Source organism: Paenibacillus sp. Z6-24 (assembly GCF_054161335.1).
On the sequence record NZ_CP096398.1, the window covers coordinates 4,288,392 to 4,301,326 of the forward strand.

The following is a 12,935-nucleotide window of genomic DNA, read 5'->3' on the forward strand; positions in this document are numbered from 1 at the left end:
CAAAATATCGTTCAAAAAAATATTTTTTATTTCATATAGCTGTGGCGCACATTAAATATTAAATTCTCCTTTGCTCATAAAAACAAGTAATACATAAATGAGTTGGCTTAATGTCCTGTCTATTATGAAATACCTACTACTTTTAAGATTTTTCATATTGCATAAGTATATTCTCTCTTTGATTACTACAATCTGACAGCTATACCAATCATTTCGCCACCTACGCGCCTTACCAAAAAAACGTACCTATGGATCAATTGAAATAAAAGTACTCATTCGGATTGGTGCTTGGCTTTTGTCGTGGCGCTTCGGTCAGATGATAGTATGCGATATTCGCACATTTCAGGTGATAATTCTGGTAGTAGAAATTCTCGCCCCGTTCTACCGCCTCTTTGAGCTGGGCGACCTGCTTGTCACTTACTCCCTGAATATACAGCTCGGTATTGCCTGTAAAAACAATCTTCACGTCATACATACGATCACCCTTGGATAATTATTTAACTGCTTAACTAGCATAATGCATTATTCCCATATCGTGGAATAGTCAATTGGTATCGTTTCGGTATAACGATGTTATCGAACCTTGAATCCGGATTTTTCATAAAACGAGTCTCTGCATATGGTATTCATACTCTCTCATTTTTGCATACATACGAAATTCTATAATCCCTACTACGCCTGCTGCCCTATAACTCAAAAGTTACTTGCTCATAATATAAGTCTATAGTTGACTATCCTCCTTGTTCCAATTGCGATATAATCTTCTTTTGGGGAAAGGAGGAAATCCGATACGTTTTTAACACAGATGCCAATAAACAGGTTGCTGCATCTGTACAAGCTTTCGGCAAGCCGGTTGTTACAGGATATAGAAGTCTTATACATATAAGCTTTAGGCAGATATTGATAGATATGAACAAGCTTCAACGGGATATTTCAGACAGCCGGCTTTTTGCATATATATGCAAAACAGCTGAAGCACACAATAGCATACAGCAAAAGTGATGGAGGAATACTTAGCAATGATGAATGAACAACCCGCTCCCGATGCGGCAAATCGGATGTATGAACAGAGAATGTATGGTCAAGGCAATGTACAAGCACAAAAAGGGATTCATGCAGGCTTCTGGAAACGATTCCTGGCGATATGCATCGATGCTGTTATTTACCTGGTTATCTTTTTTATCGTAATGCACAGCATTGACTTGTTTGGTAATCTCAAAGGTTATATCAGCACCGATCATTCGTACAGTGACGATTCGACTGGCCAGACTGTGTATATCTTTACCTCTTTAATATTGGTTTTCTTTTTGAGGGTGATTTTTCCGTGGTTGTATTTTAGCCTGTTTGAAAAGTCCAAGTACCAGGCAACACCGGGCAAAATGGCAGTTGGCCTTATAGTCGTGGATCAGTATTACCGTCCCCTGCGCTTTGGCCGGGCAAGCGGACGCTACTGGGCCAAGTTTCTCAGTACGCTTCCTTTTGGCATCGGTTATATGCTGGCAGGATGGACAGCACGCAAACAGGGCATCCATGATCTGGTCGCCAGTACGTATGTCATTAACAAAGATGCTCTTCCTCAACTGGAACAGCAGCGACTTGAATATGAGCAGCATGTTCAGCAGTTCAATGCCCAGCAGGCAGCCCAGATATCCATGCAGGAAAACTAAAACAATAAAGCTGTACAATATGTGATTATGGAGGACTAATTAGTAATGATGAATGAACCAACAGCTGCCCAGGCAGCCAACAACATGTACAATCAGAGCCAGTATCAGCAGCATCCAAACAATGAATGGAAAGACCTGCATGCCGGATTCTGGAAACGATTCCTGGCGATATGCATCGATTATTTTATTCTGATTCTCGGGCTTGGCAGTATTATCGGCGTCATTATGCTGATCGGCAATCTGAATGGTTACTTTGACAGTAATCAAACCTATGAATCCGCCACCACCGGAGAACAGGTTTTTGGCGCCCTATTGCCTTTCGTGTTCATCCTGTTCAGACTCGTATGTCCATGGTTGTATTTTAGTCTGTTTGAACATTCCAAATACCACGCGACGCCGGGTAAAATGGCACTGGGTCTCGTAGCAGTGGATCAACAGTATCGCCCACTGAGCTTTGGCCGGGCCAGCGGCCGATACTGGGCGAAATGGCTGAACGAATTCACCCTCTATATCGGCTATATGATGGCCGGCTGGACGGCATACAAGCAAGGTATGCATGATATGATCGCCAGCACCTATGTGGTGGACAAGCATGCCCTGCAGCGGCTGCATGAACAGCAGCGTGAATACGAGCAGCAGCTTCAGGAGTACAACGCCCGGATGGGTACACAGAATACGAATGTCTAAAATAACCAAAACAAAGAGGCGACCTTCCCTGGCCGCCTCTTTTTGTTGTAACAATTGCCTGCCCAGCACCTATTCATTGCTTCATTGCTTCATGGCTATACATCGTCCAGCAAGATGAAGATAGTTTACTGCCGCCAGAACGTCGTACAATTTTCTTTATCGGAAATATTGAACTTTATCACTTCCTGCAGCAGCGCAAAATCAACCGGACTTTTCCAGGGGATGCGAAACAGCTGGTTCGTATGCGTATAACCCGCCTGTACGATTCGATCTGCAAACTGATGAATGCCCGCTTTTTCCGGAGCGATAGACAGGTGCTTTTTGGCTACACTGAACGCAATAATAAAGGTCTCGTGATCCGTGAACATGGGCTGGTTCCAGGCAATTTTGGGGACGAGATCGGGAAAAGTCTCACCTACCCAGGACAATACATACTCCGTGCGTTCCCGCTGCAATGGATCGTCAATCGAATTCAGGTATTCCGCAAAAACTTCCATGGGTTTGCCCTCCTGAATAACCATTTTAGGATTGCTGTTCCCATCATTTGTCTGGAGCTGCAGCATACGATTCCGGTCACGATGGGTTTCTTTCAGTTTGAATAATCCAGCTCCATTTTACAAGTAATTTGTCTAATTATAGCTTCTATATGTACTTATTTGGCCGCAGGGTGGTTTTGCAATCATACCGGTAATTATTTACCGGGAAATATTTCTTCGATGCGATCTCACCTTGAATAACAGCACAAAAGGCATAACCAGCATCTTTCAAAAGAATGCGGGTATGCCTTTTGGATATTCCATTCTTGAAATTAACCTACATATCTTGAAATTAGCATTAAGAATAAAGTCGGACTTGTATTACAAGGGCAGGATCTGCCTTACCATACCGTCACATTGGAGCTACCGCTGCTCTGGTACCCTTCGGTCGCCATCACCTGATACGACCACGTGCTGCCCATGTTCATGCCGTGGCTCGCCCATGCCTTCACATGATTGCTAAAGGTAATGGTCGCATTGCTGCCGGTCGGGCGCTTCGTCTGGCGCACACTCCAGTACTGGGTGAATGTCTTGTGATCGCCTTCGATAGATGGTGCATCATAACGGGTTGTCGTATAAATGTCATACACGCCGCCGTCACTGGTGACCGTACCTTTGTATGTACCAGTCGGACGGTACGTTCCCCAGCTGTCGACCACATAATATTCGATCAGTGAATTGCGTGTCCAGCCGTACAGTGTCAGATATCCGTTGCCGGATGGTGCCCACTGACCTGCGTTGTAATTGACCACCCGGTTCGGTGAGCCGGTCGTCCAGCCTTTACCCACTACAAAGTTGCCGGTATTTTGCCAGTTAACACTGTAATTGCCGCCTGCGCCATTCACTGCATTGACCGTACCGCCGCCATCAGTCCAGTTTTGCCAGTAATCGGTAGCTGCACTGGATGTCGCTGCGAACACGCTGGAACTCATGGAAATAGCGAGAATGGTAGTCAGGAATTTCTTTTTGAATGTAGACATATTTTGCCTCCTCTAAGGAATAAGTTTATGGTACCGCTTACAAAATTACTTATTCAAAGTCATTATTAGAGCGATAGCCATACTTTAAATATACCATATTAAGTAACAAAAACCTTTTCTAACATGTTGATTTCAACATATAATATAAGCGAACTTGAATAGGATATGGAGCATAACAGCGGTATTGATCATGTATGACAGTGAATTGAACGGGGTTCTTGGACTGCTGACTATAAAGCAGTCGTACGGATAGAAGACAATCCGGTGCTTCTGCCAAATATGTGGAAGCAGCACAAAAGGCTGCCGAAAAAACGACAGCCTCCAGCGGCATTTCTCATGATATTTATGGTCGGATAAAGAGGTAATTACGGGTAGATAACTGCAGTTGTGAATGTGTACAGATGTAGGCAGGGATATCTGCAGAGGCAGTTATGAGTATATCAACATTTCCCCAATCGCAGTTCATAAAAGTACTGCACAATCGGATGCTTGAGCTTGATCGTGCTGCTCATGCTCAGAATCCGCTTTTTCCCGACCCTCCGATCCATCAGTGCCAGAATGTTCAGCAGGATGTCACTGCTCTCCAGACTGTCTTCGATGGAAGTCGCCAGGAAGCGGGTAGCGACCGCAGTAAAGTTGGACTTGCTCAGTGCCGTCTGCGCGGCGAGGATTTCTTTGGCATAGGTGGTGATTTTGCGGTTTCGCGCCATAATCTTCATCCGCTCTTCCGGTACGTTGCCGCCCGTTTCTTTGCGGATCGCTTCAATCTCTTCCGGGCTGACCGGAATCTGCAGCTCCGGATCATTCTTGATTTCCTGCTCCGTCTGATACCAGCGAATCGGGCTGGTCTTGTCGTTCATGTTGAAAATGTTCTTCTTATCTACCGTGATATAGCAGGTGCCCGATTTGCCGGTCATATAACTGTAACTCGTCGCCCGGTACTCCACTCTTCCATCCAGCGCCGGAGCCAGAAAGCTCTCCAGGTTTTGCTTTAATTTACTCCAGGACATATATCCTCCTATATTCTTCAGGCTGAACCACTTTTCAGCTATCTTTATGAAATCATATGGTTTAATAATAACTCATAATCATAGAATATAGGAACTTGTTACAGTACTCCCAATCCTTCTGCTAATAAGTTTCAGTTTTTGAATATCAATTTCCATTTCTGATTCCCTTATTTCATTTCTTTATAAATAAATGCGAGAATGCCCTGTGCAACTTGTGCACAGTAACATTCCCGCCTGCCATACCTTTAATATTCTTCTACCGTCTCCATCTGCTTCGCCATAAACGCATCCAGCATCGCACGTACTTCATCGGTCGACCGGGCACTCATCAGCTCATTGCGCAGCTCGCTCGCTCCGCGGAATCCGCGAACATAGATTTTGAAAAAGCGTGGCAGCGGCTTGAACGAACGCGGTTCAATCACCGAATACTTATCATGCAGATCCATGTGGAGCCGCAGCAGATCCAGCAGTTCCTGACTGGTATGCTCTCTCGCTTCCTGTTCAAATGCAAACGGATTGCTGAAAATTCCGCGTCCGATCATCACTCCGTCGACGCCGTACTTTTCTACCAGCTCCAACCCGGCTGCACGGTCGGCAATATCGCCATTAATCGTCAGCAGCGTATTCGGCGCAATCTCGTCACGCAGCTTCTTGATCTCCGGAATCAGCTCCCAGTGAGCGGGAACCTTGCTCATCTCGTCACGCGTCCGCAGATGAATCGACAGATTCACAATATCCTGCTGCAGAATATGGGTCAGCCAGCCGCGCCACTCGTCGACTTCGCTAAAGCCAAGCCGTGTCTTCACGCTGACCGGCAGACCGCCGGCTTTGGCTGCCTGGATGATCTCTGCTGCCAGTTCGGGACGACAGATCAGACCGCTGCCTTTACCGTTCTCGGCTACATTCGGCACCGGGCAGCCCATGTTGAGATCGATCCCTTTGAAGCCCTGCTCTGCCATGCCGATACTCATCTGCCGGAAATACTCCGGCTTGTCTCCCCAGATATGCGCCACCATCGGCTGCTCATCTTCGGTAAACATGAGCCGTCCTCGCACACTGTGATGCCCTTCCGGATGACAGTAACTCTCCGTATTCGCAAATTCGGTAAAAAACACATCCGGTCTGGCCGCTGCACTCACGACATGACGAAAAACAACATCCGTCACATCCTCCATCGGTGCCAGTATAAAAAATGGCTTGGGTAAATCACGCCAAAAATTGTCTGTCATTTTAAAAATCCTTTCATGGTATATAGCTGTAATTCTTTATCTGTTAAATCAACATATCCCAGTACACACTGGCATATACACGATAACGGTATGGACCTCAACCATTATACTAGATTGTACAACCAAAACAGAAGATTAATTTCCCTTTTTGAACAAGTTATCAAGCTTTTTTCTGTCAGTAAGCGCTGCATGGATGGCTTCTTAATACAGAAGAGAGCCTTTTCCTGTCTTATCATGATTCGGAAGCAGCCAGCAGGATGGATAATTGGAAGATTGATCTGTAACATTGAACGCATATGGTTTCTTTCAGCAAAATAGACATAATTCATTTCCAACCAGCACTATCACCGAACAAAAAAGCAGCCGATCCTCTATAACTATCGGCTGCTTTTGTATTCATTTATTCACGAGTGAGTGGATTGTCCAATTCCGCTTGCCCCATCAGGCTATCTGTCTGTTTTCCGTCAACCAGCAGCTGAATATTCTTTACTTCGTCAAATTGGAAAAATGTCTTTTTCAAAGCATCTATCGCCAGAATCTCTCCGGAAGATCCCATCCGTGCTTTATCCGGAACATGCACATCCAGTGTCAATGTCCCTTGATCCAACTTGGCCAAGAGCAAATCAATATTCTCCCACAAGGGAATCAGCTCCTTCTGATCGCTCTTCTGGAGAGCCGCATAGGTCGCACTGTATTTCTCCGAGTCCTCTTTAAACGTAATGGTCTGTGTATGTGGCTCCAATTGCATGACTTGAACGTCCGAGTAATACACTGTGATCTCCTGCGACTTCTCGTCTTGCTTGTCCTTGGTATCTGCCGGTGCCGCCGGCTTATTCGTTGCCGGATCAGAGCCTTGAACGGTATTGGCAGCAGGCTTGCTCTCGCAACCGAGGGCAAGTACGCTCAGGACGCATATGATGATCGCCACATAAATTCCTTTTTTCATAACGCACATCCTCTTTATTTATTCCGTACTTTATAACTCCAGATATTCTTTGATGCCATCCACAATCGCTTGCGCGGCTTTATTCTGATTGTCTTCTAACATCATGGCTTCTTCTTCCTCTTTGTTGCTCAAAAATCCAATTTCCAAAAGGACAGCTGCCATAGTGGTCTCACGAATAACCTGTAAGCTACGATTTTTAACCCCACGATCCGTAAATCCCAGAGCCTGAATCAATTTTTTGTGGATACAATTGGCTAAGTCTTTGCTACTTTCTCGTTGGTAATAATACGTCTCCGTTCCTTTTGCCTGAGGAGAACGAGGAGCACTATTACCATGTATGGATACAAATACATCTGCTTTAAGATCATTAGCAAGTTTAACCCGTTCTGATCTGGTAGGGTAAACATCAGTCTCACGAGTCATAATTACTTCTATACCAGGTTCATTTTTTAAAAGACTCTGAACTTTAAGGCTTAACGGAAGAGTAAAGTCCTTCTCAGGTTTTTTTGCAAAACTTATTGTTCCTGGATCTTTTCCTCCATGTCCCGCATCAATAACGACTATTTTCTTATCATTACTTACAGGAGTGGTAGGTCCAGGATCATTGATCATGCTTAAATCAAGAATAAACTTACCCGTGCTGGTCTGTTGCTTATAATTAAAAGAACTTACATTATTTAATTCAATTACAATCCGAACTTGAGCAGGATCGTTTTTATAAAGTGAATAGCGTATATCTTTCACATTTGGAAGACCACTCGTATCCAATTTTGCTATAGATCCTGCAGAAGGTATATCTTGCATATTACCAAAGTTAGTAGCTGGAAAATCCATAATGATGCGCGTAGGATTCTGAAGTGTGGTTATCACTGGATTGACTTCATGATCCAAAGAGACAACCAGCTGATTATTCACATAATTGATCTCATGAATCAGATTGGTTACTGTTGAGTCTCCACTAGCAGGTAAAGATACGATAGGCGTACTGCTGGCCAGACTGGCTAGAGTGACAATTTTATCGCTATTGTTCCACTCTACTCCTAAACCCATCTCTTCACTAACAAACCGCAGAGGAACGACAACCGTGTTTTTGATCATTTGAGGAGCAACATTAAGCTTCACGGTATTATTGCTTACGGAAGCCTCATTTTTCCCAACTGTTAATGAAACGGCATTGGCTCCCTGCTGGATATGTACATTTTGTGTTGTCTGATCCCATTTCACGTCAAACTTCAAATTCTCAGCCACTACCCGGATTGGAATCATAATATTATTTTGTACATTAACGACTCCAACGTCCCTGGGTAAAACCAGCTCTTGGCCATCTAAAATAATTCTGGTTTGATTTGCGGCTGCATCCGTATGCATGGGGATTAGAAAAAGTAAAAGCATACTAAACAGCAGTATAAGTATGGAGTTCTTCATTTCACACCTCGATTTTAATTTGCATATCATTACATTCTGGACTGAATAGCAACCTTATAAAACGACTATTATTTATGAAAAGAAGTCACAGGAAAATAACCCAATCACTCGAATTCATCATTCCATGAAATTAGGCGGATGCTGTAGACATTGTAGCGACTGAGCTAACGGTGAAGCATAATTCACCTCCTGTAATCTGCAATTCAGTTCCTCCAATAAACTTGTTAGCTCTTCGATTACAACACCATTTTGCATGTTGTATTTATCCTGTAAATTCGTATATGCTTTGTAATTTTTGAATATGTAATCAAAATTCATCGCCCTATTGGGGTTGCTAAATGTAAGACGCTATTTCACCGCAAAAGTTGTGCAGTAAATGGTTTTAATACAATATTGTTTAAATTGTGGTTTTTTATTGAAATAAAATCACTTTATTATTATTAACAACCATGCCGAGCTGGTATGGTCAGCAAGAGTAGACCTGGATCAAAAAGTTTATTGGGAATAACTTGAGAATAATGACCACTAAAATAAAGACTCCTAACCATTGTGAACTGCACCCCTTAAAATGGACATTAGAAAACCCCTCGGTTAAACTAATGAGCATTTGGGGGTGCATTTTTCATGACAGAAAAAGGACAGAAGTTTAAAAGGTATTCGTTGGAACTCAAGAAAGAAGCCATTCGTTTACATATCGAGGAAGCCTGGACGTATCGTCAAATCACGGCTCATTTGCAGATTCACGACGCAGACCGGGTCAAAAACTGGATGCGGAAATATCGGGAGCAAGGCGAGTTTGGATTACTCGATCAGCGAGGACGAAGAGAGACGTACATCGATTCAGATCGACAGATGAACCAATTAAAACGAGAGAATGAACTGCTAAAAAAGTGCTTGAAAATTTGGAAGGAGGAGGAACGAAGACGCGGTATTCGCTCATTCGACAAGTAAACGAACGAGGACAGATTCAGCGGCTCTGCCAGCTGTTTGGCGTCTCCAAAAGCGGTTATTACGTCTGGTTGAAGCGACAACCCATCGACCGGGATATGGAGGATAAGCAAGTCGTAAGCAAAGTCTACACCAAATACAAGGGAATCTACGGCTACAGACAACTACAATTGTTCCTGTGGCATGACGAAGGCGTGTGGATGAATCACAAAAAAGTGCTTCGGCTCATGCAGAACCTTGGCATTCAGTCTCGTATTCGTAAAAAATGTCAGTATAGGTACACGACCAACAAGGCGGCACGAATCGCTGAGAATGTATTCAACCAGAATTTTGTCGCTCACCGATCGAACGAAAAATGGGTCACGGACATCACGCAGGTTCTCATCGGCGAGCGCTGGTTGTATCTGTCTGCCGTCAAAGATCTTTTCAACAACGAAATTGTGGCATACGCCATCGGCGAACATCCCAACAAGGAATTGGTGCAGCGTACGTTTCAAAAGGCGTTTCGCAAACGAAAAGACGTGACGGGCGTGGTCGTTCATAGCGACCGCGGAGCCCCGTACACGTCTCATCTGTACCACGACATGCTGCCCAAGGTTGGCGCCCAAATCAGCATGTCTCGTGGAGGAAATTGTTATGACAATGCCTCCATTGAGAGTTTCTTCTCCTCGTTAAAGACCGAAGGACTCTCCCTCTATTCTATCCGAAGCTGGAAGGAAGCGCAAAAGCGAATGGAAACGTATATCCGCTTTTACAACACCAAACGACCACAACGAAAACTAAATAAACTGACGCCGGTAGAGTACCGACGCCAGTTTGCTTGATGAGGCTTTTTTAACTGTCTACAAAATAGGGGCTTGACCAATCAGCTCTCAGCTCTCAGCGCTTTTAATTCTTTTCTATTCGCTTTTTTTATTACGAAATCGCACATATTAACTAGAATTTTCACATCAGTTTTACATCAATCCACAAAAAAATCTACTGTCTTATATACTTCTAGAAATCTGTACTACGCAATATATCCTCTATTTACAAGGGATTTCGAACCTGTATTACTTTTTCACGAGAACAGCTACTGATTCTACGTGTACTGTATGCGGGAACATATCTACCGGTTGCACTTCCGTCGTCACATACCCGCCATCCTCCAGCACTTTCAAATCCCGTGCCAGCGTCGATGGATTACATGACACATACACCACCCGCTCCGGCTGCATCTCCAGAATCGTCGCCAGCAGGCGCTCATCGCACCCTTTGCGCGGTGGATCGACGACGATGACGTCTGGCGTAATGCCCTGCTCTTTCCAGCGCGGAATCACATCTTCGGATGCGCCTACTTCGAATTCCACGTTATCCATCTGATTCAGCTTCGCATTTTTGCGGGCATCCTCGATCGCTTCTTTTACAATCTCGACGCCATACACACGCTCGGCGTGCTGGGCGAGGAACAGGGAGATCGTACCGATACCGCAGTAGGCGTCGATTACGGTTTCTTTGCCGGTTAATCCGGCATACTTCACAGCCTGCTCATACAGCACTTCGGTCTGGGTCGGATTCACCTGGTAAAAGGATCGTGCCGAGATGGCAAATTTTACGTCGCCGATATAGTCATGAATGACTTCACTGCCCCATAGTACGCGCGTCTCATCGCCGAAAATGACGTTTGTCTGGCGGGTGTTGATGTTCTGACAGATACTCACCACCGCAGGCATCTCTGCACGAATACGTTCGATCCATTCGGCTTTGCGCGGCAGGCGTTCTCCGTTGCTCACAAGCACCACCATCATCTCATTAGTGCTAAAGCCAACCTTCACCACGACATGGCGCAGCAGTCCTTCGCCGCTCTCTTCGTTATACGGACGGATGCCCAGATCGCTGCCGATCTGCTTGACCTTATTGACCAGTTGATCGTTGCGGCTGTCCTGAATCAGACAGCTCTGCATATCCACGATTCGGTGTGTACCACGTGCGTAGAAACCGCCGATCAGGTGACCGTTCTCTTCACCCATCGGTACCTGTGCTTTATTCCGATAACGCCAAGGTTCTGCCATGCCGAGTGTTGGTAGTACACGAATCCCGCCACTTGCGGGACGCTCTACAGATGCTGCTTGCTGGTCTTGTTCTGTACCAATCTTAGACATATCCTGAATCGCTCCGCTGCCACTCTGATCTGCATCATCGCTCAGTACATTCAGCTTGCCGATTCGCTGCAGATTGTCGATCACATGCTGACGTTTCCATGCCAGCTGTGCATGATAGTTCATATGCTGAATCTGGCAGCCTCCGCACTGGGAGTAGATCGGGCAGGGCGCACTGACACGATCCGGACTCTCCTGCAGCAGTGTCAGCATTTTGGCATACCCGTACTGCTTCTTCGTCTTCACTACGCGAGCTTGAACCTTCTCACCTGGCAGCGCACCCGCAACGAATAGTGTATATCCTTCTGCGCGACCTACTCCTTCTCCCTCATGAGTCAGCCCAACAATATCCAGCTCCAACTCATCATTCTTGGCAACTGGCAGATTCGCGATCGCCGCCGACACTGCCGCCGGTTTACGCTTATTCGAATTATATTTTTTGCCGCCTTTGCGGTCTTTATTCATAATCATTACTCCATTTTCTATACATATTTCCACATGTCATTCTTAGCCTCTTCGTAACTACCTCAGACTTCCGGATGGGCAACTATTAAATTGTATAGAAAACCAACGAATGTGACAATACAATATAGATACTTTCATCAAGTATATTTTTAGTTAACGGGAAGAAAGCTCGTTCTTCTTACTTATCGGTATATCTTAAAATGAGAGGCAGCAAGGAAATGATGCTCAAACCAAAAAAGATTGAGCGCAGCATCTAAGAGCTGCCTCCCAATCTGGATAAAATCAATTATAAGTTAGCCTTGTACCCTATTGTGAAGACGCAAGATAATTCGAAATGGACTTCTGCTTGGATACGGCTTGATTAGACACCAGCACCGGTCTGGGGCTTAGTCGTATGTGACTGCGTATTCTTACGGGCCAAACGTGATCTCAAACGAATCAGCCTTGGCCTATTGTACCTCTGAATCAAACAAAACGGGATCTGAACGATCACATTGACTATCGCGCAAATCAGAGCGACATTCGCATAGCTGATTGGATTCACCCATATGCAAGCAAAGCCTAATACAGCCATGCACCAATGCCCGACTTCGCCATATTTCGTTTCTAAAATGAATCGATCCGTATATTCCAAAGTAAGTGTCCCATGGAGTTCTTTCTTTTGAAATTTCCATAACCCGCCGCCTTCCGGAAGCTTATCTTTCCACTGATCAAGACGAATTCGTTTATATAATTTTCTTTCGAAAGAATGTTCCGCAAAAAACCAATCATTTTTTTCGTACCAGGACTTGGGCAAGAATCGAACCACATGAGCTGTGCCAAGGCAGCAGACTAACCAAAACAGCGTATTGATTACGATCATCCATACAATCAAACCACTCATGCCCCACCGCCCTTCCCTCTT

At 44.9% G+C, this 12,935-nt stretch carries 13 protein-coding genes; 4 read left to right on the forward strand and 9 right to left on the reverse strand.

Going from position 1 to position 12,935, the window contains the following annotated elements; genetic code table 11:
• Positions 1–253: 253 nt before the first annotated feature.
• Complete coding sequence (locus tag M1D61_RS18580; protein ID WP_046216039.1) at positions 254–475, reverse strand: hypothetical protein; 222 nt, start codon at positions 473–475, stop codon at positions 254–256.
• Positions 476–1,019: 544 nt separating this feature from the next.
• On the opposite strand from M1D61_RS18580, the gene M1D61_RS18585 reads away from it, so the two are divergent.
• Positions 1,020–1,667, forward strand: a complete 648-nt coding sequence (locus M1D61_RS18585; protein WP_458120082.1) for an RDD family protein — start codon at positions 1,020–1,022, stop codon at positions 1,665–1,667.
• Between the two features lie 45 nt (positions 1,668–1,712).
• Positions 1,713–2,354 carry an RDD family protein gene (locus M1D61_RS18590; protein WP_458120083.1) on the forward strand — a complete coding sequence of 214 codons (642 nt, stop codon included), beginning with the start codon at positions 1,713–1,715 and terminating at the stop codon, positions 2,352–2,354.
• A 125-nt stretch (positions 2,355–2,479) separates the two neighbouring features.
• On the opposite strand, the gene M1D61_RS18595 is transcribed toward M1D61_RS18590, so the two are convergent.
• From M1D61_RS18595 to M1D61_RS18620, 6 genes are all read right to left on the reverse strand, one after another.
• Positions 2,480–2,851 (reverse strand): iron chaperone, encoded by a 372-nt coding sequence (locus tag M1D61_RS18595; protein ID WP_458120084.1) that lies wholly within the window; start codon positions 2,849–2,851, stop codon positions 2,480–2,482.
• 380 nt (positions 2,852–3,231) lie between these two features.
• Positions 3,232–3,870: a glycoside hydrolase family 11 protein gene (locus M1D61_RS18600; protein WP_458120085.1), complete on the reverse strand. Its 639-nt coding sequence runs from the start codon at positions 3,868–3,870 to the stop codon at positions 3,232–3,234.
• Between the two features lie 440 nt (positions 3,871–4,310).
• Complete coding sequence (locus M1D61_RS18605) at positions 4,311–4,880, reverse strand: SF0329 family protein (protein ID WP_458120086.1); 570 nt, start codon at positions 4,878–4,880, stop codon at positions 4,311–4,313.
• Positions 4,881–5,125: 245 nt separating this feature from the next.
• Positions 5,126–6,109, reverse strand: a complete 984-nt coding sequence (locus tag M1D61_RS18610) for a tRNA dihydrouridine synthase (RefSeq protein WP_458120087.1) — start codon at positions 6,107–6,109, stop codon at positions 5,126–5,128.
• A 400-nt stretch (positions 6,110–6,509) separates the two neighbouring features.
• A complete protein-coding gene (locus tag M1D61_RS18615) occupies positions 6,510–7,055 on the reverse strand; it encodes a GerMN domain-containing protein (protein WP_458120088.1) in 546 nt (181 codons plus the stop codon).
• A gap of 30 nt (positions 7,056–7,085) precedes the next feature.
• Positions 7,086–8,480 (reverse strand): N-acetylmuramoyl-L-alanine amidase, encoded by a 1,395-nt coding sequence (locus M1D61_RS18620; protein ID WP_458120089.1) that lies wholly within the window; start codon positions 8,478–8,480, stop codon positions 7,086–7,088.
• Positions 8,481–9,104: 624 nt separating this feature from the next.
• Here M1D61_RS18620 and M1D61_RS18625 point away from each other — a divergent pair.
• Positions 9,105–9,431 carry a transposase gene (locus M1D61_RS18625; RefSeq protein ID WP_458120090.1) on the forward strand — a complete coding sequence of 109 codons (327 nt, stop codon included), beginning with the start codon at positions 9,105–9,107 and terminating at the stop codon, positions 9,429–9,431.
• Positions 9,383–10,252 carry an IS3 family transposase gene (locus tag M1D61_RS18630; protein WP_458120091.1) on the forward strand — a complete coding sequence of 290 codons (870 nt, stop codon included), beginning with the start codon at positions 9,383–9,385 and terminating at the stop codon, positions 10,250–10,252. The genes M1D61_RS18625 and M1D61_RS18630 overlap by 49 nt, the downstream gene beginning before the upstream one ends.
• A 228-nt stretch (positions 10,253–10,480) precedes the next feature.
• Here the strand turns inward: M1D61_RS18630 and rlmD are convergent, their stop codons facing one another.
• Both rlmD and M1D61_RS18640 read right to left on the reverse strand, forming a co-directional pair.
• Positions 10,481–12,031, reverse strand: coding sequence for a 23S rRNA (uracil(1939)-C(5))-methyltransferase RlmD (gene rlmD / locus M1D61_RS18635; protein ID WP_458120092.1), 1,551 nt, complete (start codon positions 12,029–12,031; stop codon positions 10,481–10,483).
• Positions 12,032–12,392: 361 nt separating this feature from the next.
• Positions 12,393–12,914: a glycosyl-4,4'-diaponeurosporenoate acyltransferase CrtO family protein gene (locus M1D61_RS18640; RefSeq protein ID WP_458120093.1), complete on the reverse strand. Its 522-nt coding sequence runs from the start codon at positions 12,912–12,914 to the stop codon at positions 12,393–12,395.
• Positions 12,915–12,935: the final 21 nt, after the last annotated feature.

Excerpts from the sequence above, each read along its gene's own strand:
- M1D61_RS18580 (WP_046216039.1), bottom strand. The coding sequence starts at position 475 with ATGTATGACGTGAAGATTGTTTTTACAGGCAATACCGAGCTGTATATT.
- M1D61_RS18605 (WP_458120086.1), bottom strand. The coding sequence starts at position 4,880 with ATGTCCTGGAGTAAATTAAAGCAAAACCTGGAGAGCTTTCTGGCTCCG.
- M1D61_RS18595 (WP_458120084.1), bottom strand. The coding sequence starts at position 2,851 with ATGGAAGTTTTTGCGGAATACCTGAATTCGATTGACGATCCATTGCAG.
- M1D61_RS18585 (WP_458120082.1), top strand. The coding sequence starts at position 1,020 with ATGATGAATGAACAACCCGCTCCCGATGCGGCAAATCGGATGTATGAA.
- M1D61_RS18610 (WP_458120087.1), bottom strand. The coding sequence starts at position 6,109 with ATGACAGACAATTTTTGGCGTGATTTACCCAAGCCATTTTTTATACTG.
- M1D61_RS18640 (WP_458120093.1), bottom strand. The coding sequence starts at position 12,914 with ATGAGTGGTTTGATTGTATGGATGATCGTAATCAATACGCTGTTTTGG.
- M1D61_RS18615 (WP_458120088.1), bottom strand. The coding sequence starts at position 7,055 with ATGAAAAAAGGAATTTATGTGGCGATCATCATATGCGTCCTGAGCGTA.
- rlmD (WP_458120092.1), bottom strand. The coding sequence starts at position 12,031 with ATGAATAAAGACCGCAAAGGCGGCAAAAAATATAATTCGAATAAGCGT.
- M1D61_RS18600 (WP_458120085.1), bottom strand. The coding sequence starts at position 3,870 with ATGTCTACATTCAAAAAGAAATTCCTGACTACCATTCTCGCTATTTCC.
- M1D61_RS18590 (WP_458120083.1), top strand. The coding sequence starts at position 1,713 with ATGATGAATGAACCAACAGCTGCCCAGGCAGCCAACAACATGTACAAT.
- M1D61_RS18620 (WP_458120089.1), bottom strand. The coding sequence starts at position 8,480 with ATGAAGAACTCCATACTTATACTGCTGTTTAGTATGCTTTTACTTTTT.
- M1D61_RS18625 (WP_458120090.1), top strand. The coding sequence starts at position 9,105 with ATGACAGAAAAAGGACAGAAGTTTAAAAGGTATTCGTTGGAACTCAAG.